Raw genomic sequence first — 22,194 nt, 5'->3', positions numbered from 1 at the left:
GACATGAGAACGCTTCTGCTGCTGCGGCACGCCAAGTCGGACTACCCGAGCGGCGTCGACGACCACGGCCGTCCGCTGGCCCCGCGCGGGATCCGGGAGGCCGGGCTCGCCGGTGAGTGGCTGCGCGCCGAGGCGCCGCCGATCGACGCGGTGTTGTGCTCGACGGCGACCCGCACCCGACAGACCCTGGAGCGGGCCGGGATCGAGGCGCCGGTGAGCTTCGTGGACCGGATCTACGACGCGACCCCGGGCATCGTCCTGGCGGAGATCAACGGCGTCACCGATGACGTGCAGACGCTGCTGGTGATCGGACACGAGCCGGTGATGTCGGGGCTGGCACTCGCCCTCGCCGATGACCGCAGCGATGCCGGCGTGGTCGCGGAGATCGAGTCGAAGTACCCGACCTCGGCGCTGGCGCTGCTGCGGGTATCTACGCCGTGGCGTGAGCTCGAGCTCGGCGGCGCGTCACTGACCGGGTTCCACATCCCTCGCTGACTAGGAGTTGGTGGCGAGCGTCAACTCCATGAGCTTGATGGCCATCGCGCAGGCGTCGATACCGGGGGCCTGCGGATTGACCCACCAGCCGACGACACCGCTGGCGTCGCTGGCCACCCCGCAGGCACCGTTGGCGGCCGGGTTCCTCATCACGATCGACTGCACACCGGCGACCCGGCGATCCTCGATCGGGAAGTTCATCGCCTGCGCGGCCTGGCGCTCGTTCTCCAGGTCACCGAGTTCGAACCAGAACCTGGTGATGTCGATCAGCCCGGCCGGGTTGGCGGCCTGCCAGCGGCACACCGCACCGACGAAGGTGCTCTGGATGTCCAGCGGGTCGGCGCCCACGGTCTCGGCCAGGATGTCCTCGGTCAGGACGTCACATTCCTTGAGCAGGTTGGGGTAGGTCTTCTCGGAGTCGTTGTTGCGCGGGCCGGCTCCCGAACCGGCCTTGATCGCCGCCCCGTCGACCGCGCGGGAGCAGCCCTGCACGCCGATCACCATGGTCAGCGCGGCGAGCAGCGCAATCACCACGGTCAGCGGACGTTTCACGGTGCGGCCCATCACTCGGCGTTCACAATCGACTGGCGGGTGAGTTCCTTGGCCACCTCGCAGGCATCGGGGAAAGGCTTTTGGGTGAAGCTGACCGACCACTCGATGAAGTCATCGCCGAACTGCACACCCACCTCGCACAGGTTCTGTCCGAGGACCAGGTCCTCACCGATGCCGACGAAACCGTCGTGGCCCTCGATGCTGAGATCCTCCACACTGGCCCTGGACAGTTCCATGGTCTTGCGTTCCCGTCCGATCGGGCTGCCGCGGAAATGGGTGAAGGAGAAGTGCGGGCCGACGATACTGCCGCCGGTCAGCCACTGACAGCCCACCGAGGTGCGCGCCGTGTTGACCAGTCCGACCACCTCGGTCAGCTGCGAGACCGTCTCGTCACTGACTCCACCGCATTCGGGGAAGTCCGGCCCGTGCTGGGCCGCCGGCGCCGACTCGGTGCTCGGCGGCACCGACGGTGTGCTCGGGTCATCGGAGCTGGAGCAGGCGGCCACCACGGGGAGCACCGCAGCGACGGCTACCAGCATCTTCGCCGTGCGGGTGAGCCGGCCTCGGGGAATAGAATGGCCGCTTCTGGGGGTCACGACATGCACTGTAGCGGCCGCCCGGCACGGAACCGTTGACATAGCGACTGACCTGCCTTTTCGTGTCCCGGTCCCGCACCGGGTTCTGCAGGTGGATGTGCGACAGTAGCCAGATGTTGCTCGCCCTGCTGCGCCGGTACGTGCAGCCGTATCGCGGGTTGCTCTCCGTGGTCGCGGGCCTGCAGGTGATCAGCACCCTGGCCTCGCTGTACCTGCCGACGGTCAACGCCGCGATCATCGACGAGGGTGTCGCGGTGGGCGACACGACGCGGATCGTCCACCTCGGCCTGGTGATGCTGGGCGTGACGGCGCTGCAGGTGGTGTGCGCGGTCGGGGCGGTGTTCTTCGGGTCACGGGCGAGCATGGGGTTCGGCCGCGATCTGCGGGGGGCGATGTTCTCCCATGTGCTCGGCTTCTCGGCGGTGGAGACCGCCCGGTTCGGGACGCCGACATTGCTGACCCGGACCACGAACGACGTTCAGCAGATCCAGTTGCTGGTCCAGATGACCAGCACCATGCTCATCACCGCGCCCATCATGGGGGTGGGCGGTATCGCGATGGCCATCCACCAGGACGCCGGGCTGTCCTGGCTGCTGCTGATCAGCGTGCCGATCCTGGCGCTGGCCAACGGATGGCTGGTGTCGCGGCTGATGCCGATCTTCCGCACCATGCAACGCGTCATCGACAACATCAACCGGGTGATGCGCGAACAGCTTTCCGGTATCCGGGTGATCCGGGCGTTCGCGCGCGAACCCCTGGAACGGAGCCGGTTCGACGAGGCCAATCGGGCGCTCGCCGACACCGCGCTGAGCGCCGGGCGCTGGCAGGCGCTGATGCTGCCGGTGACGACGCTGGTCATCAACATCTCCAGCGTCGCCCTCATCTGGTTCGGCGGGCAGCGCATCGACGCCGGCCAGATGCAGGTGGGTTCACTGATCGCGTTCCTGGCGTACTTCATGCAGATCCTGTACGCGGTGCTGCTGGCCACCTTCCTGGTGGTGCTGCTGCCGCGCGCGTCGGCGTGCGCGGAACGGATCACCGAGGTGCTGTCCACCGCACCGGAAATCACCGCCCCGGAGGACCCCGCGCCCGCCCCCGTGACCGGGCGGCTGCGCCTGGCCGGTGCCACCTTCAGCTATCCGGGCGCCGATCGCGCCGTGGTGCAGGACGTTTCGTTCACCGCCGCCCCCGGCACCGTGACCGCGATCGTGGGGAGCACCGGTTCGGGCAAGTCCACCCTGATCTCCCTGATCAGCAGGCTCTATGACGTCACGGCGGGAAGCATCCGTCTCGACGACGTCGACGTGCGCGCCTTCGATCCCGAAGATCTCTGGGCGACAATCGGGTTGGTGCCCCAGCGTGGATACCTGTTCTCCGGCACCGTCGCCGACAACCTGCACTACGGCAAGGCCTCGGCCACCGAGGAGGAAATGTGGGACGCGCTGCGGGCAGCGGCCGCCGATGATTTCGTGCGCGCGCATCCCGACGGTCTGCAGATGCGCGTCGCGCAGGGCGGGATCAACTTCTCCGGGGGTCAGCGCCAGCGACTTGCCATCGCCCGCGCGGTGATCCGGCGACCGGCGGTGTACCTGTTCGACGATGCGTTCTCGGCACTGGACGTGCACACCGACGCCCGGGTGCGCGCCGCGCTTCGCGAGGTGTCCGCGGCGGCGACGGTGATCATCGTTTCGCAGCGGATCTCGACGGTGGCACAGGCCGATCAGGTGATCGTCATCGACGACGGCCGGGTGGTGGGCGCGGGCACCCACCACACGCTGCTCGCCGACTGCCCCACCTACGCGGAATTCGTGGACTCACAGACGGTGCGGGCATGACCCGCCCGATCCGCGGCATGGCGGAACCACCCGCCGCGCGGTCCCGTGATTTCAAGGGTTCGGCCGTCCGGCTGCTGAAACGACTGGCCCCGCAACGCCGTCTGACCGCACTGGTGATCACGCTCGCCGTGGGCGGTATCGCGATCGGCGTCATCGGCCCACGCATCCTCGGTCACGCCACCGACCTGTTGTTCAACGGCGTGATCGGGCGCGAGTTACCCGCCGGGCTGACCAAGGATCAGGCCATCGAGGAGGCCAGGGCCCGCGGCGACGGCACCTTCGCCGATCTGCTCTCCGGCATGAACGTGGTACCCGGTCGGGGCGTCGACTTCACCGCCGTCGCGCACACGCTGTTTCTGGCGCTGGGGCTGTATCTGATTGCCGCGCTGCTGGTCTGGGGGCAGGCCCGCATCCTCAACGTGGTGGTTCAGCGCACCATGGCCGCGCTGCGCACCGAGATCGAGCACAAGGTGCACCGGTTACCGCTGTCCTACGTCGACGGTCGGCAGCGCGGCGAACTGCTCAGCCGCGTCACCAACGATGTCGACAATGTGCAGTCCTCGCTGGCCATGACGATCAGCCAGCTGCTGACCTCGCTGATCACCGTGGTCGCCGTGCTGGCGATGATGCTGACGATATCGCCGCTGCTGGCCCTGATCACGGTGTTGACGGTGCCGGCCTCGCTGCTGGCGACCCGCACCATCGCCCGTCGCTCACAGAAGCTGTTCGTGGCGCAGTGGACCAACACCGGCCGGCTCAACGCCCACATCGAGGAGACCTATAGCGGATTCACCGTGGTGAAGACCTACGGTCACCGATCCGCGGCGGCCGAACGGTTCACCGAACTCAACGGCGAGGTGCACCGGGCCAGCCTGGGCGCACAGTTCCTGTCCGGGCTGGTCTCACCGGCGACCACGTTCATCGGCAACCTGAGCTATGTGGCGGTCGCGGTTGTCGGCGGCATCCAGGTCGCCACCGGCCAGATCACGCTGGGCAGCATCCAGGCGTTCATCCAGTATGTCCGCCAGTTCAACCAGCCGCTGACCCAGGTGGCGTCGATGTACAACTCGCTGCAATCCGGGATCGCCAGCGCGGAGCGCATTTTCGACCTGCTCGACGCGGCCGAGGAGTCGGCCGAACCCGTCGCCGCGGCAGTCGCCGCCGGGGCGGGCCGCGTGGAGTTCGAGCACGTCTCGTTCGGCTACCTGCCCGACACCCCGGTGATCGAGGATCTGTCGCTGATCGCCGAACCCGGGTCGACCGTGGCCATCGTCGGCCCGACCGGCGCGGGCAAGACCACGCTGGTGAACCTGCTGATGCGCTTCTACGACATCGACGCGGGCCGGATCACGATCGACGGGGTGGATACCTCGTCGCTGCCCCGCCAGGTGCTGCGCGCCCGGATCGGCATGGTGCTGCAGGACACCTGGTTGTTCGGCGGCACCATCTACGACAACATCGCCTACGGCCGCCCCGACGCCACACCCGACGAGGTGTACGAGGCCGCCCGCACCGCGCACGTCGAGCGATTTGTGCAGACCCTGCCCGACGGCTACGACACCAGGGTCGGCGATGACGGTGGCGCCATCAGCGCGGGTGAGAAACAGCTGATCACGATCGCGCGTGCGGTGCTGGCCCGCCCGGCACTGCTGATACTGGATGAGGCGACGAGCTCGGTGGACACCCGCACCGAACTGTTGATCCAGCAGGCGATGGCCGAATTGCGGCGAGACAGAACCAGTTTCATCATCGCGCACCGGTTGTCCACCATTCGTGATGCCGACCAGATCCTGGTGATGGAGGCCGGGCGGATCGTGGAGCGGGGCACCCACGCGGAACTGCTGGAACGCCACGGCGAGTACTGGGCCATGACGGCTGGGGCGAGCGCGGTGCAGCGGGGCGACGGGCAATAGCAGGGCTTTGAGCACCCTGCTCAATTTCAATCCCCGGACAGCGCCGGAACCCGTTGGGCAGTATGGCGATATGGCCGGCCCCGAATCCACGACGACCGTGCACACCTTCTGCCGATACTGTCTGGCGTCGTGCGGTGTGGAGGTCACTGTCGAGGACAACCGGGTGCGCAAGATCGCCGCGGACAAACTGAACCCGCACAGCTGGCACGATTTCTGTGCGAAGGGCCGCACCGCGGCAGAGGTGGTCGAGCATCCGCGCCGCATCGTGGCACCGATGCGGCGGGTCGGCGACCGCTATGTGGAGGCCTCGTGGGACGAGGCACTGCGCGATATCGCCGACCGGATGAACCGTGTGATCGACGCCGACGGCCCGGACGCGGTCGGCGCCTACTACGGCAACCCGGCCGGCTATTCGTCGTCGAACCTGGTGTTCATGAACGGCTGGCTGGACGCGGTCGGCACCCGCAACCGCTATGCCGTCGGGTCGGTGGACCAGAATGCCGTACACGTGGTCGCGCAGGCGATGTACGGATCGGCCCTGATGGTGCCGGTCTCCGATATCGACAACTGCGACTTCTTCCTGCTGGTCGGCGCGAACCCGGCTGTCAGCGCCTGGAATTGGCTGGAATCCGCGCCCGGCGGGTGGCGCCGCGCACTGGACCGTCAGCGCCGTGGCGCGCGGATCGTGGTGGTCGATCCGGTGCGCACCGAGTCGGCCGACAAGGCCGACATCCATCTCGCCGTGCATCCGGGCCAGGACTGGGCGCTGCTGCTGGCGATGGTCAAGGTCATCCTGGACGGCGGACTCGAACACCCCGGCGACTGTGCCGACCTGGCCGCCGGAATGCCGGAAATCCGCGCGCTGGTGGGCGCGTGCGACCTCGCCGATCTGGCCGACCGCTGCGATATCGCCTGCGACCAGATCGAGCAGTTGGCAAGGGATTTCGCCACCGCACCCGGCGCGATGGCGATCACCCGGACGGGGGTGTCCCTGCAGGAGGCGGGGACCGTCGCCGAATGGTTGGGGCATGTGCTCAACGTCATCACCGGGCGGATGGATCGGCCCGGCGGACGCCGGTTCGAACCCGGTTATGTCGACACGCTGCGTCTGGCCGGCCTGGCCGAGACCGCACCGCACCGCAGCCGGGTCGCCGGGCGCGAGATGGTGGCCGGCGCGCACGCGCTGGCCGAACTGCCCGATGAAATCCTCACGCCCGGGCCCGGCCAGATCCGCGCGCTGGTGATCAACTCCGGGAACCCGGTGATATCCGGCCCCGACGGTGCCCGACTCGACGGCGCCCTGCAACGGCTGGATCTGTTGGTGGCCATCGATTTCGTGCAACGCGAGAGCCATCGGCATGCGCATTGGCTGCTACCCGCGGCGCACTGGCTGGAGCGCGAGGACCTGCTGGCATTCACCAGCAGCATGCATGACGAGCCGTTCGTCCAGTTCGGCGCGCGGGCCGTCGTTCCGCCGCCGCAGGTGCGCGAGGAGTGGCGGATCTTCGTCGACCTGGCGCTGGCCATGAAGCGGCCGCTGTTCGGCGCCCGCGGGCTCAACGCGTTCATCCGGTCGAGCCGGCGCGCCGCGGCCGTCACCGGCCGTCCCGGCCTGGCGTTCGGTCCGCAGTGGATCAACCGGTTGATGATCGCGACATCGCGGAAGGTCAACGGCCGCAAGCTCAAATGGCGCGACCTGCGCGACAACCCGCACGGCCTGGTGCTGGGGCCCCGTGAATTCGGGCATTTCCGAGCCGCGCTGCGCACCCCGGACAAGTTGGTGCACGTCGCACCGGCGCAGTTCGTCGCGCGCACCCGAGACCTGCTGGCGGACGCCGCCCCGCAGACCTGCCCGGAATTCCCCTTCCTGCTGGGCAATCGGCGTAGCCGCCATGGGATGAACTCGTGGCTCAACGAACTTCCCGGCCTGCACCCGTCGGGAAAACGCAATGTCGTGTTTGTCCATCCCGACGACGCGGCCGCACTCGACATCGGCGATGGCGACGCCGTGCGGGTGACATCGGCGGTCGGCTCGGTGGACACCATTGCGGCACTGTCCGACCGACCCCGCCGCGGCCTGGTGGTGATGGAACACGGTTGGGGTTCCCGCGTTTTCGACCCGCGCTCCGGCGCACCGCCGCAGGCCTACGGTGTCAATCGCAATCTGCTGGTCGACGGCGCCGCGCTGGATCCGTTGTCGCAGACCTCGGCGCTGGGCGGTGCCCGCGTCAACCTCGAGCGAGTTCGTCCGTGATCGGCTGCGGTGAGCGCAGCCGATCACGCCGAAATCACTGCAGGTTCGGCCCCTCGGCGCGGACGTCGTCGACCGCGGTCATGGCCTCACGCAGTTTGGCCAGCCACTCCTCGGTGTGCTCGCCGACCAGTTTCACCGACCACGCCAAGGCATCCGAACGGGACCGGGCCACCCCGGCATCGACCAGGGTGTCGAGCACCTGGCGCTCCGGTTGTTTGAGCCTGGTCATCACCGGGACGGCGATATGGGTGAACAACGTGCGTTCCTCCCCGACCTGTGCGCCCCACGAGACCTTGCGGCCGAACCTGTCCTGCGCCTCGTCGGCGATGCGCATGCGCTCGCCGCGGGTTTCCTCCCGGAACTTGGCAACCCGTCCGGATGCGCGGGCCGTGCTTTCATCGCTGTCGGCTTCGGGCAACTGCCCGATCACCGTGATTTCTTCGCGATCGACCACGACGGTCGGATCACCGGCGAACCAGCCGTCGGGCAGGCGCCCGGCGAACCAGTCAGCGGCATCGGTAACGGCGGCGGTGGATCCGCGCCGCCCATGCTGATGATGTCTCATGATTACATGATTACACCGTTACATCGACCAGGGCGTGGTGTTCTCACACGGCGAAAGCCCTGTTGATCGCCGACTATCGCTTTTTGAGCAGGGCCGCGCCGCTGCCCAGCACCAGCGCCACCAACAACAGTCCGGCCCAGCCGGCACCGGCCAGCCACCAGACCGCGGCCACCGCGATGATCGCCGGCGAGGCCAGGAACAGCACCATCCCCGGATGCTCTTTGACCACTGCCAGCGCGCTCTTGGCCCGCACCCGGTCGATCTCGTCACCTGCCATATCTCCAACAATGCCAGCCTAAAGTGATTCTGTACGCGTCGAATCGGTGACAAATTGAGGAGTGCACGGTGAGTGGTCAATGGTTGCGCGACCCCGAGGGCCGCTTCGAGTACCGCTGGTATGACGGCCAGAACTGGACGGACCAGGTGTCCCACCAGGGGCAGGTGCACACCGCGCCGCTGGGCGCTCCGCCCGCGCAGGCCGTCCAGCAGCACGAACACCAGGGCGCCCCGCAGGCCGCCCAGCACCACGAACCTCAGGCCCCGCAGCCCCAGGGCGACGGCTTCGCCGGGATCAGCGGCGACCTGATCGACGGGCGGTTCAGTGAGAAGGAATCCACGGCGATCGCCCTGCAGAACGAGCGGCTGCTCCGGGTCCGACTCGGCGAGCCGTTCATGGCGCGACAGGGCTCGATGGTCGCCTATCAGGGCAATGTGGATTTCGCCTTCGAGGGCGGCGGCGCAGGCAAGTTCCTGAAGAAAGCGCTGACCGGCGAGGGCCTGCCGCTGATGCGCTGCCAGGGCCAGGGCGATGTCTTCCTCGCCGAACAGGCCAACTACGTGCACCTACTGCAGCTGACCAACTCGGGTCTGTCCATCAGCGGCAAGAACGTGCTGGCCTTCTCGGCGAGCCTGGACTGGAACATCGAGCGGGTCAAGGGCGGCAGCATCGCCACCGGCGGGCTGTTCAACACCACGCTGCGCGGCAGCGGCTGGGTCGCCCTGACCACCGACGGACCACCGGTGGTGCTCAACGCCGCCGAGGCGCCGACGTTCGCCGACACCAATGCGGTCGTGGCATGGTCGGCGAACCTGCAGACCCAGCTCAAGACCAGCTTCAAGGCGGGCGCGCTGATCGGTCGCGGGTCCGGCGAGGCGGTGCAGGTCGCCTTCCACGGTCAGGGGTTCGTGATCGTGCAGCCCTCGGAGGGCATCACCTACCCCGTGCAGTAGCGCCTAGAGCGAGTCGAGAATCGACTTCATCTCGTCGATCTCGTGCTGCTGGCTGTCGATGATGGCCCGCGCCATGGTCTTGGCCGGCTCGAACCGACCGCCGTCGATCACGTCCTGTGCCATGGTGATCGCGCCCTCGTGGTGACCGATCATCTGGTCCAGGAACAGTCTGGTGGCCTCCGGGCCCGGCGCTGCTTTCAGCTTCTCGATATCGGCGGGCGCCACCATCCCTTCCATCGAGCCGTGGTCCATCGCCGGCATCGGCGGATTACCCCAACTGGTCAGCCAGCCCTGCATCTGCTCGATCTCGGGAGCCTGCGCGGCCTTGATCTCCCTGGCGAGTTCGATCACGCGTGGGTCGACGTCATCCTTGGCCAGCAGGATGTCGGTCATCTCCACCGCCTGGCTATGGTGCGGGATCATGTGCTGGGCGAACATGACGTCCTCGCCGTTGTGCGCCGACGAGCCCTCGGCACCCGGCCCAGGGTCGGCACCGCTGCCACTGTGACTGGTCCCGTGGTCATGCTCGGTGTGACCGTCCCCGCTGGTCTGCGCCGGCTGATCGGTACAGCCGGCCAGCAGCAGCGCGGCGACCGCGGCCGTCGCGATCGCCTTCGCCGGTGTGCACATCATGTGTTCCTCCTCGCAGAACGAACCTGTTTACCCATACCCCCTACCGGTATATCATGTTGGGTATGAGCATCGTTCTTGAGGTCCAAGGTATGAGCTGTGGCCACTGCGTGTCGGCGATCACCGCCGCGGTCACCCCATTGACCGGTGTGACGTCGGTCGATGTCGACCTGGCCGGCGGCAAGGTCACCGTGGACGGCAGCGTCGATGTCGATGCCGTCACCGCCGCGATCGAGGACAGCGGCTACGACGTGAGTCCCGCCCCATCAGCATGAGCACCCTGACCCTCGACGTCGGCGGCATGACCTGCGCGTCCTGCGCCGCACGGATCGAGAAGCGACTCAACCGTATCGACGGTGTGCAGGCCAGCGTCAACTTCGCCACCGAGCAGGCCCGGGTCGACTTCCCCGACAGCGTCTCACCGGAGGAACTGGTGGCCGCGGTCGAAGCGACCGGATACACCGCGGCTCTGCCGCCCGAAAATGACACCGCGCCCGCCGAATCCGAGGAACCCGACGAGTCGGCGCCCTGGCGCCAGCGGCTGCTGATCTCGGCGGCACTGGCCCTACCGGTCGTCGTGCTGTCGATGGTCCCGGTGCTGCAATTCACCAACTGGCAGTGGTTGGCGTTCACGCTGGCCGCACCGGTGGTGGTGTGGGGGGCCTGGCCTTTCCACACGGCCGCCTGGACGAACCTGCGCCACGGCGCGGCCACGATGGACACCCTCATCTCGGTGGGTGTGATCGCCGCCTTTGCATGGTCGGTGTGGGCGCTGTTCTTCACCCACGCCGGGATGCCCGGGATGAAGATGCCGTTCGAGCTGATCTCCACCAGTTCCGAACCACACCTCTACCTGGAGGTCGCCGCGGCGGTGACGACCTTCCTGCTTGCCGGGCGCTACTTCGAGGCCCGCGCCAAACGCCAGTCCGGTGCCGCGCTGCGGGCGCTGCTGCACATGGGTGCCAAGGACGTCGCCGTGCTGCGTGATGCGGGGGCGAGCGAAGCGACGGGAAGACGTACCGCTACCGAAATCCGCATTCCGATCAGCCAACTCGCCGTCGGCGACGTCTTCGTGGTGCGCCCCGGCGAGAAGATCGCCACCGACGGAGTCGTCACCGCGGGCACGTCCGCCGTCGATGCGTCGATGCTGACCGGCGAACCGGTACCGGTCGAGGTATCCGAGGGCGACAGCGTCGTCGGCGCGACGGTGAACGTGGGCGGGCGCCTCGAGGTCCGGGCGACCCATATCGGATCGGACACCCAGCTCGCGCAGATGGCCCGCCTGGTCTCCGAGGCCCAGAGCGGTAAGGCGGAAGTGCAGCGCCTCGCCGACCGCGTCTCGGCGGTCTTCGTGCCGATCGTGATGGCGCTGTCGCTGCTGACCCTGGTGGGCTGGTTGGTCTTCGGCGACGGTTCGGTCGCTGCGGCGTTCACCGCCGCCGTCGCCGTCCTGATCATCGCGTGCCCCTGCGCACTGGGCCTGGCCACGCCGACCGCGCTGCTGGTCGGCACCGGGCGCGGCGCGCAACTGGGCATCCTGATCAAGGGGCCGCAGGTGCTCGAGTCGACCCGGCGGGTGGACACCGTGGTGCTCGACAAGACCGGGACCGTCACGACGGGACGCATGTCGGTGGTGGCCGTGCACATCGCCGACGGCGAACGCCCCGATGACGTCCTGAGGTGGGTCGGTGCTCTGGAGAACGGCTCCGAACATCCGATCGCCCGCGCCATCGCGGGCCACGCCGGCGAGCGCGGGCCGCTGCCGGCGGTCACCGATTTCGAGAATCACGGTGGCCTCGGCGTGACCGGTGTGGTGGACGGCACGACGACCGCCGCCGGCCGGGTGAGCTGGCTGCGCGACGAATGGTCGCTGACACCCCCGGAGCAGCTGGCAGACGCTGCCGATGCGGCCGCCGAGCAGGGCCACACCCCGATCTGGTTCGCCGCCGACGGGAGGATCCGGGCCGTGGTGGTGGTCGCGGACACCATCAAGGACAACGCCGCCGAGGCCGTGGCGGGGTTCCGGGCGCTCGGGCTCACACCCGTGCTGCTGACCGGCGACAACCGCCGCGCCGCGGAATCGGTGGCGGCGAAGCTGGGCATCGAGCGGGTGGTCGCCGATGTGCTGCCCGCGGGCAAGGTCGACGAGATCACCCGCCTGCAGGCCGACGGCCGGGTGGTCGCGATGGTCGGCGACGGCGTCAACGACGCTGCGGCACTGGCACAGTCCGATCTGGGGCTCGCCATGGGAACCGGCACCGATGTGGCCATCGAAGCCTCGGATCTGACGCTGGTGCGTGGGGATCTGCGCGCCGCCGTCGATGCGATCCGGTTGTCGCGGGCCACGCTGCGCACCATCAAGGGCAATCTCTTCTGGGCGTTCGCCTACAACATCGCCGCGCTGCCCTTGGCGGCCGCGGGGCTGCTCAATCCGCTCATCGCCGGCGCCGCGATGGCCTTCAGTTCGGTGTTCGTGGTGACGAACAGCCTGCGGTTGCGACGGTTCTCTACTTCGTCGGGCGCGCCCGGAACAGCTTCACGTCATCCTTGATGTTCTTCAGCCGCTTGGCGCCGGCGAACGACCATTCCACACCGGCGTCATCGCCCACCGCGTCGTGTACCGCCTCGGTCACCAGCAGCGCTCCCGGGCGGGCCGCGCCGGTGACCCTGCTGGCCAGATTGACCGGACTGCCGAACCAGTCGCCGCCACGGCTGACCGCCATCCCCGACGCCAGACCCACCCGCAGCCTGGGGAACTCGTCGTCGACGGTGGCGGCATCCAGCAAGGCCAACATCGCGCTCAGCAACGGCACCGGATCGGGGCTGACCAGCATGACCGCGTCACCGATCGATTTGATGAACCGCACCGGCGGTGCCACCACCTCGTGGGTGAACTCGACGAGACGGTTGGCCAGCCCCTCCAATTCCTCTGGCGGCACCGCCTCCCCCAGGCGGGTGAAACCCACCAGGTCCGCGAACGCCACCGTCACCGGCCGGGCACCGGGTAGCGGCAGACCCTCGGCCCGCTCCCCCGCCGTCACCGCTTCGGTTTCCATCGTGCGCCGCAATTCCAGGCGCAGCATGTCCTGGATCATCGGGCCCAGCAGCGGACCCACCTGCCGCAGAAGCGCTTCGGAGGCAGCAGCCACCTCGAGCTCGGTGACTCCGGGCGCCATGACCGCCGACATGGAGGTGAACCGCATCGCCTCCGCGGTCCGGGACAAGCCGTCGGCCAGTGCCCGCACCACCATCACCATATTGTCCACGTCAATACCTGCGTCGACGAATTGTTTTGCATACCTGGCAATCTCGCCGTCAACCCGCAGATGCGCGCGCTCGTCGGGATCGTCGACCCTGGGCAGTCCGAGCACCCGCTGGATACGTTGCAACAACTCGAGATCGATCCCGGTGTGCTCGCTGATCTCCCGCGCCGACACGTAGTCACCGTCATCGCCGAGCATGCGGCGCGACGCCAGCAGCACCGGCGCATAGGATTCCCGGATCTGATCGACGGTCACACCGTGGTCGAGGAGCCACGGTATGAGTTCGGCACGCTCGGCCCTGGCCTGGCCCTCCAACCCGTCGAGCAACCCGGATGACTCAAGATCGAAGTCCGCACCCACGTGGCCAACCTATACCGGCGGCGGGCATCATCTCCGGTGATGGGTGAACTCCTGCACGGGCTCGCGCCACTGACCGCAGCGGCGCCACGAACGCTGATCCTGGGCAATATGCCCAGTGTGATGTCCCTGGCTTCGGGGCAGTACTACGGGAACCCGCGCAACGCCTTCTGGCCGATCACCGCGGAGATCCTCGGATTCGACGCGGCGGCACCATACGACGAACGGGTCGCCGAACTCACCGGACACGGTATCGCGGTATGGGATGTGCTGCGATGCTGCCGGCGCACCGGCAGCCTGGACTCCGCGGTGGAGCGGGACAGCATGGTGGCCAACGATTTCGGGGCGTTCCTGCGAGATCGTCCGCGCATCGGTCTGCTGCTGTTCAACGGGGCCGCCGCCGAAGCCAACTACCACCGGCTCGTGCGGGACGCCGCGAGCATCCCCGGCATCCGGCTGCCCTCGACAAGCCCCGCCCACACCATGCGGTTCGCCGACAAACTCGCGCACTGGCGGACCGCGCTGAGCGCTTAGATCAGCCCTGGCCGCACGCAGCCCATCGAGGTTCGGCGCCCACCGGCTACGGTGACGGCATGTCCTGCGTGTTCTGCGCCATCGTTGCCGGCGATGCTCCCGCCATCCGCATCCACGAGGACGAGGACCTGCTCGCGATCCTCGATATCCGGCCGTTCACCCGCGGGCACACCCTGGTGATCCCCAAGAAACACACGGTGGATCTGACCGACACCCCGCCTGCGACCCTCGCGGCGATGGCCGTGCTCGGGCAGCGCATCGCGCAGGCCGCCCGGGTGTCGGGCCTGCACGCCGACGGCAACAACATCGCCATCAACGACGGCAAGGCGGCGTTTCAGAGCGTGTTCCACCTCCACCTGCACGTCGTGCCCCGGCACAACGGCGACAAGCTGTCCTTCGCGAAGGGCATGCTGCTGCGCCGCGACAGCGATCGGGAGGAGTCCGGACGGCTGCTCCGGGCGGCACTGGCGCAACTCGACGAAGCCGCGCAGGATTGAGCTCATGGGTATGCCTCCGTGGGAGCGTTATCTCGGCCTCCCAATGCTGTTGTTGCACGACAAGCTCTACAAGGCGACCGACGGGCGGATCGGGCACACCATCCCCTTCGGTCCGTCGGCGCTCATCCTGCACACCGTGGGCGCCAAGACCGGGCTGGAACGCGCCAACTCGCTGACCTACGCCCGCGACGGCGCCGACTACCTGGTGGTGGCCTCCAAGGGTGGTGAACCCAAGGCGCCGGGCTGGTACCACAATCTCAAGGCCAACCCGCAGGTCGAGATCAACGTCGGCCCCAAGAGGTTTCCGGTGACCGCCCGGGCGGTGTTTCCCGACGATCCCGACTTTGCCCGCCTGTGGCGGATCGTCAACGACATGCGCGGCAACAAGGACCGCTACATCGGCTATCAGAAGCGGACCAGCCGGCCGATTCCGGTGGTCGTGCTCTCGCCCTAGAGAAGTTCCTTGGCGAGCAGTTCCAGCGTCAGCTCACGGCCCGGCGCGGTACGCGCATCGGTGCCCCGGAACGCCGAGGCGACGGGTGCGACCATCACCTCGTCGACATCGAACTGTGCTGCCACCGAACGGATCGCCTCGGCCGCCTCGGCCGGATCACCGACCACGGTGCGGGCCAGCCCCGAGTCGACGATCAGTTGTTCCTGCGCGGAGAGCTGCGCCGCTTCGGCGTCCTCGACGATATCGAGCGGGCCCAGGGTGCGCCCGGTCCGTAGTCGGGCCATCATCTGCAGGTTGGGCAACAACAGTCGCAGCGCCTCATCGCGGGTATCGGCCACCGAGGCGTTGATCGTCATGAACGTGCTGGGTTCGGCCAGCAGCTCGCTGGGCCGGAATTCGGCACGGTAGGCGGCCAGCGCCTCGGCGGTGCCCTGCCCGGAGAAGTGGTTGGCGAACACGTAGGGCAGGCCCTTGGCCGCCGCCAGGTGCGCGGAGTACATCGAGGACCCCAGCAGCCACAGCCGGGGCTCACCGAGCGCGGCCGGGGTGGCCTTGAGGACATATTCCTGCTGGGCCAGCATGCCCCGGGACAGTTCGACCCTGGCGCCGCGGGTGCTCATCAGCGCCGCGACATGGTCCAGGTACTCCGGGAAACGCTCGATGTCCTCGTCGTTCTGGGCGCGCGCACCGCGCAGCGCCATCGACGTCACCGGATCCGACCCCGGCGCCCGGCCGATGCCCAGGTCGATACGGCCGGGGGCGGCGGCCTCCAGCAGGGCGAACTGCTCGGCGACGGCCAGCGGCGCATGGTTGGGCAGCATCACCCCGCCCGAACCCAGCCGGATCTGGGCGGTCTGAGCGGCCAGATAGGCCAGCACCACCGGCGGGCTGGTGGCGGCGACCGAGGCCATGTTGTGGTGCTCGGCCACCCAGTAGCGGGTGTATCCGAGGTGGTCGGCGGTCTGAGCCAGTCGCACCGTCGCCGCCAGCGCATCGGAGGTGCTCTGATCGCTGCGGACCGGGACGAGGTCGAGAACGGAAAGACGCATTATCCGTGTAACGCCGGCCCCCGCCGGTTCGTTCCCCGGCCCGTCGATTCGCGCACACATACCGGCGCTCACCGCCGGTGGATGTGCGCAAGTCCCGCGGCGAGGGTGAACACATCGTCGAGCATCGCCGGAGTGAGCCGGCCGGTGAACATGTTCTGCTGACTGGGGTGATAGCAGCCCAGCAGGGTCGTCCCCGAGGCCAACGGGTACTGCACCGCATGCCCGAACACCGGCTTCGGTTGCCCGGCAAGCTGATCGGCCAGCATGCCGAGCACCACCTGCCAGGCGAACCCGCCGAGGGCCACCACGACCCGTACGTGCGGGGACACCAGCTGCCATTCGGCCTGCAGCCAGGGCGCGCAGGTGGCCCGCTCGGCCGGGGTCGGCTTGTTCGCCGGCGGGGCGCACCGGACCGGCGCCACGATCCGAACCCCGTTGGCGCGCAATCCGTCCGCGGCATCCACGCTCAGCGGCGAGTTCACCAGACCGGCCCGGTGCAGCGATGCGAACAACTGATCCCCGGACCGGTCCCCGGTGAACACCCGGCCGGTGCGGTTGGCGCCGTGCGCGGCCGGCGCCAGCCCGACGATCAGCACCTTCGGCCGGCGGGCTCCCCACCCGGGCACCGGACGCCCCCAGTACGGCTCCTCGGCGAACGCCCGTCGTTTGGTGACCGCCACCTCCTCGCGCCAGTCGACCAGCCGCGGGCAGGCCCGGCACACGCTGCTCTCGGCGTCCAACTCGGCGACGGTGCCCAGCCGGGCCGCCAGGTCGGCCACCCCGGCCGCATCCTGGGCCACCGGGGTGTCCGGACGGGCGGGATCGCCGGGCCAACCCGAACCGGGCGGCACCGGTGACGGGAATCGCCGTCCGGTCCGCGGATGCGGGAGCCCGCGCTCCCCCGGCTGTCCCACAGGCACCCGTCCATCCTGCACCCGTGGCGAGAAATTCGATGGCCGGGCGGGCGATCCCGCTGCTAGATTCGCCGCGATAGAAGATGAACACTCGCAGCCGCGGTCCGGCGTTCCTGATCCTGTTCGCCGCCCTCATGGCCGGCGCCGGCAACGGTATCTCGATGATCGCGTTCCCATGGCTGGTGCTGCAGCGCAACGGTTCAGCCGTCGAGGCGTCCATCGTGGCGATGGCGGGCACCCTGCCGCTGCTGGCGTCCACGGTGATCGCCGGTGCCGCGGTGGACTACATCGGCCGCCGCCGGATCTCGATGATCTCCGATCTGCTGTCGGCGCTGTCGGTGGCCGCCGTCCCGGTGGTGGCGTTGATCTTCGGGGTCGACGCCATCAATGTCGCGGTGCTGGCCGGACTGGCGGCGCTGGGTGCGGCGTTCGATCCGGCCGGCATGACAGCCCGGGAAACCATGCTGCCCGAGGCGGCGAAACGCGCCGGCTGGACGTTGGATCACGCCAACAGCGTCTACGAGGCGGTCTTCAACCTGGCCTATATCGTCGGCCCCGGTATCGGCGGCATGCTCATCGCCACCCTCGGCGGTATCGAGACCATGTGGGTGACCGCGGCCGCCTTCGGCTGTTCCATCGTGGCCATCTCGGTGCTGAAGCTCGAAGGCGCCGGGAAGCCGGACCGCAGCGAACTGCCCGACCGGGTGTGGGCCGGTGTCGTCGAGGGCCTGAAGTTCGTGTGGAACATCAAGGTGCTGCGCACCCTGGCCTTCATCGACCTCGCGGCCACCGGCCTCTACATGCCGATGGAAGCGGTGTTGTTCCCCAAGTACTTCACCGACCGCAACGAGCCGGCCCAGCTGGGCTGGGTGCTGATGGCGCTGTCCATCGGTGGTCTGATCGGTGCCCTCAGCTATGCGGTGCTGGCCAAGTTCGTCAAACGCCGCATCACCATGCTGATCGCGGTCATCACCCTCGGTGTCGCGATGACGATCATCGCGTTCCTGCCGCCGCTGCCGGTGATCCTCTCGCTGTCCGCGGTGGTCGGTTTCGTCTACGGGCCGATCCAGCCGATCTACAACTACGTCATGCAGACCAACGCCCCGCCACACCTGCGCGGCCGGGTGGTCGGCGTGATGGGCTCGCTGGCCTACGCGGCCGGCCCGCTCGGGCTGTTACTCGCCGGTCCACTCGCCGACGCGGCGGGGTTGCAGACGACGTTCCTGGCGTTGTCGCTGCCGATGCTGCTGCTCGGCGTGGTGGCCATCGGGCTACCTTCGCTGCGCGACCTCGACCGGGACCGTCAGCCCTAGACTGGCGGCCGTGAGTTCCGCGCTGCAAGACCTCGTGGCCGCTCTCCCCGAGGGCAGCGTCGTCACCGACCCCGATATCGTCGCGTCCTACCGCCACGACCGCGCCGCCGACCCCGACGCCGGTACCGCGCTGGCCGTGGTGCGTCCCCGGCGCACCGAGGAGGTGCAGACCGTGCTGCGCTGGGCCACCGCCAACGGGATCGCCGTGGTGCCGCGAGGGGCGGGCACCGGTCTTTCCGGCGGCGCGACCGCCCTGGACGGCGCGATCATGCTGTCGACCGAACGGATGCGCGATATCGCCGTCGACCCGGCGACCCGCACCGCCGTTGCTCAGCCGGGTCTGCTCAACGCCGAGGTCAAGGCGGCGGTCGCCGAATACGGCCTGTGGTACCCACCGGATCCGTCGTCCTTCGAGATCTGCAGCATCGGCGGCAACATCGCCACCAATGCCGGCGGGCTGTGCTGCGTCAAGTACGGCGTCACCACCGATTACGTACTGGGCCTGCAGGTGGTGCTGGCCGATGGCACCGCCGTACGTCTGGGCGGGCCGCGGCTCAAAGATGTTGCGGGGCTGAGCCTGACGAAGTTGTTCGTCGGCAGCGAGGGCACCCTCGGGGTGATCACCGAGGTGACACTGCGGCTGTTGCCCCCGCAGCACACACCGTGCACCGTGGTCGCCACGTTCGACTCGGTGCAGGCCGCCGCCGATGCCGTCGTCACCATCACCGGGCGTATCCGGCCGTCCATGCTGGAGTTCATGGACTCGGTGGCCATCAACGCCGTCGAGGACAAACTGAAGATGGGCCTGGACCGCAGCGCGGCCGCCATGATGGTCGCGGCCTCCGACGACCGCGGGCCCGCCGGAGCCGAGGACGCCGAGTTCATGGCGGCTGTGTTCACCGAAGCCGGTGCCACGGAGGTGTTCTCGACCTCCGACCCAGCCGAGGGCGAGGCGTTCGTGGTGGCGCGCCGCTACGCCATTCCCGCGGTCGAGGCCAAGGGGTCACTGTTGCTGGAGGATGTCGGGGTGCCGCTGCCGGCACTGGCCGCGCTGGTGGCCGGGATCGAGAAGATCGCCGCGCATCATGATCTGCTGATCTCGGTGATCGCCCATGCCGGTGACGGCAACACCCACCCGTTGATCGTCTTCGATCCCGCCGACGTCGATATGGCGCGCCGCGCGGATGTCGCGTTCGGCGAGATCATGGATCTGGCGGTGTCATTGGGCGGCACCATCACCGGCGAGCATGGTGTCGGACGGCTCAAGAAGCCTTGGCTGGCAGGTTATCTGGGCCCCGAAGCGATGGAACTGAACCGCAAGATCAAGACCGCACTCGACCCGGCGGGCATACTGAACCCGGGGGCGGCGATCTAGACGGGAGCATGGTGGAATCCGTGGGCTTTCAGGGCAGCGTGTCGATCGACATCAGGGAATCCACTCCCGACTGGGCGCCGTACCGCGGCGCCACCGCGCCTCCGGGAGCGCCCAATGTGCTGTATCTGCTGTGGGACGACATCGGCATCGCCACCTGGGATTGCTATGGCGGACTGGTCGAGATGCCCAACATCAACCGGATCGCCGATCGCGGTGTCCGGTTAACCCAGTTCCACACCACCGCGTTGTGTTCACCCACCCGGGCGGCCCTGCTGACCGGCCGCAACCCGACGAGCGTCGGGGTGGCCTCGGTGCTCAACATGGCCCGCGGCTATCCCGGACACCACGGCCGCATCCCGGCCGAATCCGCGCTGGTGTCCGAGGTTCTCGGCGAACGCGGCTGGTCCACCTACGCCGTCGGAAAGTGGCACCTGGCACCGCTTGAGGACTGCCACGCCGCGGGGTCACGGCGCTACTGGCCGCTGGGCCGCGGATTCGACCGTTTCTACGGTTTTCTCGACGGGATGACCGACCAGTGGTACCCCAGCCTGGTTCGCGACAATGAGCTCATCGACCCACCCGCCACCCCCGAGCAGGGTTACCATCTGTCAAAAGATCTCGCGGACAACGCCATCGGCTTCCTGCGCGACCACCGTGGGATCGCACCCGACAAACCGTGGTTCATGTACCTGTGCCCCGGTGCGGGCCACTCGCCGCATCAGGTCGCCCCCGAGTGGGCCGACAGGTACCGGGGGCGCTTCGATATGGGCTACGAACGCTATCGGGAGATCGTGCTGGCCAGGCAGCAGGAACTCGGTCTGCTCCCGGCGGACACCGAACTGTCCCCGATGAATCCGTACGCCGACGCGGTCAGCCCGGATGGGTTGCCGTGGCCGCAGGACGAGAACGTCCGGCCCTGGGACTCATTGTCCGAGGACGACCGGCGGGTGTCGTGCCGGATGGCCGAGGTGTTCGCCGGATTCCTCTCCTACACCGACGCGCAGATCGGTCGCGTGGTGGATTATCTGGAAGCCACCGGTCAGCTCGACAACACCATCGTCGTGATCATGTCCGACAACGGCGCCAGCGGTGAGGGCGGGCCGAACGGCGCGCTCGATGAGGTTCTGCCGATGTTCGGTGGCGGCGACACCACCCGCAACGGCCTGCGGATGTTCGACGAGCTCGGCGGCCCGGCAACGCAGATGAACTACTCGAACGGCTGGGCGATGGCGTTCAACACGCCCTACAAGATGTACAAACGCTATGCCTCACACGAGGGCGGTATCGCTGATCCCTGCGTGGTCTCGTGGCCGGCCGGGCTGTCGGCGCGTGGTGTGGTGCGTGAGCAATACGTGCATGTCAGCGATGTCACGCCGACGGTGTACGAGCTGCTCGGCCTCGGTGAGGTGCAGACCGCCCGCGGAATTGCCCAAACCCCACTGGAGGGAACGAGTTTCGCTGCGGCACTGGATGACCCGGACGCAGAGACGGGAAAGCACACCCAGTTTTACACCATGCTGGGCACTCGCGGCATCTGGCACGACGGCTGGTTCGCCGGCACCGTGCACCCACCGACCGCGAGTGGGCCGAAGGGCTGGTCGGCATTCGACCGGGACCGTTGGGAGCTGTTCCGCATCGCCACCGACCGCAGCCAGTGCCACGACCTGGCCGCCGAACAGCCGGACAAACTTGCCGATCTGAAGCAGTTGTGGCACGAGAAGGCGTCGGAGCATCACGCCTATCCGCTGGCCGACTTGAGCGTCATGGAGATCGTGATGCTGGCCGCCGACGAGGTCGGCGAGACGCCCTCGAGCGCGTCCTTCTATTCCGGCGCACCCGCAGGCAACACCGGGTTCCGCGGGCTGGTCCGAGGCCGGTCTTTCAGGTTGCGGGTCCCGGTCTCGGTCGAGCGCGCCGACGCCGAAGGGGTGCTGTTCTCGCAGGGCAACCGCTCATCCGGCCAGTCCCTCTTCATCAGCGACGGCCGCCTGCAGTACGTGTGCAGTAGCGCGGGCGCCGAGCACACCGTCGTGGCCGACGAACCGATCACTGTGGGGCGACACATATTCGAGGTCAGCTTCCGCCGTACCGGGCCGGTCGAGGGCACCCTCGACATGCTCGGCGATGTCACGATGACCATCGATGACCGTGTGGTGGGCGCGGCGGACGCGGTCCGCATGACCGGGTTGGATCTCATGCAACGGACCTGCGCGGGCCGCAGCGTCACCCACTCCGTATCGGCGCGCTACCGCTCACCGTTCCCCTTCACCGGTGGCGCGTTCGACGAGGTGGTCCTCGACTTCACCACCGAGACCGCGGAGCCGGACACCCGGGCCGTGGTGGACACGGCGTTCGCCCGGGACTGAGG

Annotated in this window: 21 protein-coding genes; 13 read left to right on the top strand and 8 right to left on the bottom strand. The window is 68.3% G+C overall.

The window, feature by feature from the left end:
- Positions 1-3: 3 nt before the first annotated feature.
- Complete coding sequence (locus EXE63_RS23375; protein ID WP_168143899.1) at positions 4-495, top strand: SixA phosphatase family protein; 492 nt, start codon at positions 4-6, stop codon at positions 493-495.
- On the opposite strand, the gene EXE63_RS23370 is transcribed toward EXE63_RS23375, so the two are convergent.
- Complete coding sequence (locus EXE63_RS23370) at positions 496-999, bottom strand: DUF3558 domain-containing protein (protein ID WP_372513235.1); 504 nt, start codon at positions 997-999, stop codon at positions 496-498.
- Positions 1,000-1,058: 59 nt separating this feature from the next.
- Positions 1,059-1,652, bottom strand: coding sequence for a DUF3558 domain-containing protein (locus EXE63_RS23365; protein WP_436277722.1), 594 nt, complete (start codon positions 1,650-1,652; stop codon positions 1,059-1,061).
- A 104-nt stretch (positions 1,653-1,756) separates the two neighbouring features.
- On the opposite strand from EXE63_RS23365, the gene EXE63_RS23360 reads away from it, so the two are divergent.
- The 3 genes from EXE63_RS23360 (at position 1,757) to EXE63_RS23350 (ending at position 7,645) form a co-directional block, all read left to right on the top strand.
- On the top strand, positions 1,757-3,478 hold the full coding sequence (locus tag EXE63_RS23360; RefSeq protein ID WP_168143897.1) for an ABC transporter ATP-binding protein: 1,722 nt from the start codon (positions 1,757-1,759) through the stop codon (positions 3,476-3,478).
- Positions 3,475-5,391 carry an ABC transporter ATP-binding protein gene (locus tag EXE63_RS23355; protein ID WP_168143896.1) on the top strand — a complete coding sequence of 639 codons (1,917 nt, stop codon included), beginning with the start codon at positions 3,475-3,477 and terminating at the stop codon, positions 5,389-5,391. The genes EXE63_RS23360 and EXE63_RS23355 overlap by 4 nt, the downstream gene beginning before the upstream one ends.
- A 70-nt stretch (positions 5,392-5,461) precedes the next feature.
- Positions 5,462-7,645, top strand: a complete 2,184-nt coding sequence (locus EXE63_RS23350; protein ID WP_168143895.1) for a molybdopterin-containing oxidoreductase family protein — start codon at positions 5,462-5,464, stop codon at positions 7,643-7,645.
- 34 nt (positions 7,646-7,679) lie between these two features.
- On the opposite strand, the gene abmR is transcribed toward EXE63_RS23350, so the two are convergent.
- Together abmR and EXE63_RS23340 are read right to left on the bottom strand one after the other, a co-directional pair.
- Positions 7,680-8,210: an ATP-binding transcription factor AbmR gene (abmR, locus tag EXE63_RS23345; RefSeq protein ID WP_168143894.1), complete on the bottom strand. Its 531-nt coding sequence runs from the start codon at positions 8,208-8,210 to the stop codon at positions 7,680-7,682.
- Between the two features lie 73 nt (positions 8,211-8,283).
- Complete coding sequence (locus tag EXE63_RS23340) at positions 8,284-8,487, bottom strand: hypothetical protein (RefSeq protein ID WP_168143893.1); 204 nt, start codon at positions 8,485-8,487, stop codon at positions 8,284-8,286.
- 68 nt (positions 8,488-8,555) lie between these two features.
- Between EXE63_RS23340 and EXE63_RS23335 the strand changes: the two genes are divergently transcribed.
- Positions 8,556-9,440 carry an AIM24 family protein gene (locus EXE63_RS23335; RefSeq protein ID WP_168143892.1) on the top strand — a complete coding sequence of 295 codons (885 nt, stop codon included), beginning with the start codon at positions 8,556-8,558 and terminating at the stop codon, positions 9,438-9,440.
- 3 nt (positions 9,441-9,443) lie between these two features.
- Here EXE63_RS23335 and EXE63_RS23330 read toward each other — a convergent pair whose 3' ends face one another.
- Entirely contained in the window at positions 9,444-10,073 is a 630-nt protein-coding gene (locus EXE63_RS23330; protein ID WP_168143891.1) for a DUF305 domain-containing protein, read from the bottom strand.
- Positions 10,074-10,135: 62 nt separating this feature from the next.
- Here EXE63_RS23330 and EXE63_RS23325 point away from each other — a divergent pair, with 62 nt between their 5' ends.
- Positions 10,136-10,345 (top strand): cation transporter, encoded by a 210-nt coding sequence (locus EXE63_RS23325; RefSeq protein ID WP_168143890.1) that lies wholly within the window; start codon positions 10,136-10,138, stop codon positions 10,343-10,345.
- Positions 10,342-12,621, top strand: a complete 2,280-nt coding sequence (locus tag EXE63_RS23320) for a heavy metal translocating P-type ATPase (RefSeq protein WP_168143889.1) — start codon at positions 10,342-10,344, stop codon at positions 12,619-12,621. The genes EXE63_RS23325 and EXE63_RS23320 overlap by 4 nt, the downstream gene beginning before the upstream one ends.
- Here EXE63_RS23320 and EXE63_RS23315 read toward each other — a convergent pair.
- Positions 12,578-13,693, bottom strand: a complete 1,116-nt coding sequence (locus EXE63_RS23315) for an adenylate/guanylate cyclase domain-containing protein (RefSeq protein WP_168143888.1) — start codon at positions 13,691-13,693, stop codon at positions 12,578-12,580. The two genes, EXE63_RS23320 and EXE63_RS23315, sit on opposite strands and share 44 nt — an antisense overlap.
- A gap of 39 nt (positions 13,694-13,732) precedes the next feature.
- Between EXE63_RS23315 and EXE63_RS23310 the strand changes: the two genes are divergently transcribed.
- From EXE63_RS23310 to EXE63_RS23300, 3 genes are read left to right on the top strand one after another with little or no spacing between them, the layout of a single operon-like run.
- On the top strand, positions 13,733-14,224 hold the full coding sequence (locus EXE63_RS23310; protein ID WP_168143887.1) for a DNA-deoxyinosine glycosylase: 492 nt from the start codon (positions 13,733-13,735) through the stop codon (positions 14,222-14,224).
- A 59-nt stretch (positions 14,225-14,283) separates the two neighbouring features.
- Positions 14,284-14,721 (top strand): HIT family protein, encoded by a 438-nt coding sequence (locus EXE63_RS23305; protein ID WP_168143886.1) that lies wholly within the window; start codon positions 14,284-14,286, stop codon positions 14,719-14,721.
- A 4-nt stretch (positions 14,722-14,725) separates the two neighbouring features.
- Positions 14,726-15,175: a nitroreductase family deazaflavin-dependent oxidoreductase gene (locus EXE63_RS23300; RefSeq protein WP_209999901.1), complete on the top strand. Its 450-nt coding sequence runs from the start codon at positions 14,726-14,728 to the stop codon at positions 15,173-15,175.
- Here EXE63_RS23300 and EXE63_RS23295 read toward each other — a convergent pair.
- Together EXE63_RS23295 and EXE63_RS23290 are read right to left on the bottom strand one after the other, a co-directional pair.
- Positions 15,172-16,224, bottom strand: a complete 1,053-nt coding sequence (locus tag EXE63_RS23295) for an LLM class flavin-dependent oxidoreductase (protein ID WP_168143885.1) — start codon at positions 16,222-16,224, stop codon at positions 15,172-15,174. The two genes, EXE63_RS23300 and EXE63_RS23295, sit on opposite strands and share 4 nt — an antisense overlap.
- 68 nt (positions 16,225-16,292) lie before the next feature.
- Entirely contained in the window at positions 16,293-17,138 is an 846-nt protein-coding gene (locus EXE63_RS23290) for a uracil-DNA glycosylase (RefSeq protein ID WP_168145729.1), read from the bottom strand.
- An 83-nt stretch (positions 17,139-17,221) separates the two neighbouring features.
- Between EXE63_RS23290 and tap the strand changes: the two genes are divergently transcribed.
- From tap to EXE63_RS23275, 3 genes are read left to right on the top strand one after another with little or no spacing between them, the layout of a single operon-like run.
- Positions 17,222-18,451 carry a multidrug efflux MFS transporter Tap gene (gene tap / locus EXE63_RS23285; protein WP_168143884.1) on the top strand — a complete coding sequence of 410 codons (1,230 nt, stop codon included), beginning with the start codon at positions 17,222-17,224 and terminating at the stop codon, positions 18,449-18,451.
- A gap of 1 nt (position 18,452) precedes the next feature.
- On the top strand, positions 18,453-19,826 hold the full coding sequence (locus EXE63_RS23280) for an FAD-binding oxidoreductase (RefSeq protein ID WP_168145728.1): 1,374 nt from the start codon (positions 18,453-18,455) through the stop codon (positions 19,824-19,826).
- Positions 19,827-19,834: 8 nt separating this feature from the next.
- Positions 19,835-22,192: an arylsulfatase gene (locus tag EXE63_RS23275; protein ID WP_168143883.1), complete on the top strand. Its 2,358-nt coding sequence runs from the start codon at positions 19,835-19,837 to the stop codon at positions 22,190-22,192.
- The last annotated feature ends 2 nt before the right edge of the window (positions 22,193-22,194 follow it).

The sequence above is a fragment of the Mycolicibacterium frederiksbergense genome (genome assembly GCF_012223425.1).
Lineage (GTDB): Bacteria > Actinomycetota > Actinomycetes > Mycobacteriales > Mycobacteriaceae > Mycobacterium > Mycobacterium frederiksbergense.
This window is presented reverse-complemented; position numbering and strand designations above follow the sequence as displayed.

Bases quoted from the DNA above. Each gene is read 5' to 3' on its own strand.
- EXE63_RS23295 (WP_168143885.1), bottom strand. From the start codon at position 16,224: ATGCGTCTTTCCGTTCTCGACCTCGTCCCGGTCCGCAGCGATCAGAGC.
- EXE63_RS23370 (WP_372513235.1), bottom strand. From the start codon at position 999: ATGGTGATCGGCGTGCAGGGCTGCTCCCGCGCGGTCGACGGGGCGGCG.
- EXE63_RS23375 (WP_168143899.1), top strand. From the start codon at position 4: ATGAGAACGCTTCTGCTGCTGCGGCACGCCAAGTCGGACTACCCGAGC.
- EXE63_RS23340 (WP_168143893.1), bottom strand. From the start codon at position 8,487: ATGGCAGGTGACGAGATCGACCGGGTGCGGGCCAAGAGCGCGCTGGCA.
- EXE63_RS23325 (WP_168143890.1), top strand. From the start codon at position 10,136: ATGAGCATCGTTCTTGAGGTCCAAGGTATGAGCTGTGGCCACTGCGTG.
- EXE63_RS23305 (WP_168143886.1), top strand. From the start codon at position 14,284: ATGTCCTGCGTGTTCTGCGCCATCGTTGCCGGCGATGCTCCCGCCATC.
- EXE63_RS23300 (WP_209999901.1), top strand. From the start codon at position 14,726: ATGGGTATGCCTCCGTGGGAGCGTTATCTCGGCCTCCCAATGCTGTTG.
- EXE63_RS23320 (WP_168143889.1), top strand. From the start codon at position 10,342: ATGAGCACCCTGACCCTCGACGTCGGCGGCATGACCTGCGCGTCCTGC.
- EXE63_RS23350 (WP_168143895.1), top strand. From the start codon at position 5,462: ATGGCCGGCCCCGAATCCACGACGACCGTGCACACCTTCTGCCGATAC.
- EXE63_RS23310 (WP_168143887.1), top strand. From the start codon at position 13,733: ATGGGTGAACTCCTGCACGGGCTCGCGCCACTGACCGCAGCGGCGCCA.
- EXE63_RS23330 (WP_168143891.1), bottom strand. From the start codon at position 10,073: ATGATGTGCACACCGGCGAAGGCGATCGCGACGGCCGCGGTCGCCGCG.
- EXE63_RS23275 (WP_168143883.1), top strand. From the start codon at position 19,835: ATGGTGGAATCCGTGGGCTTTCAGGGCAGCGTGTCGATCGACATCAGG.
- EXE63_RS23355 (WP_168143896.1), top strand. From the start codon at position 3,475: ATGACCCGCCCGATCCGCGGCATGGCGGAACCACCCGCCGCGCGGTCC.
- EXE63_RS23360 (WP_168143897.1), top strand. From the start codon at position 1,757: ATGTTGCTCGCCCTGCTGCGCCGGTACGTGCAGCCGTATCGCGGGTTG.
- abmR (WP_168143894.1), bottom strand. From the start codon at position 8,210: ATGAGACATCATCAGCATGGGCGGCGCGGATCCACCGCCGCCGTTACC.
- tap (WP_168143884.1), top strand. From the start codon at position 17,222: ATGAACACTCGCAGCCGCGGTCCGGCGTTCCTGATCCTGTTCGCCGCC.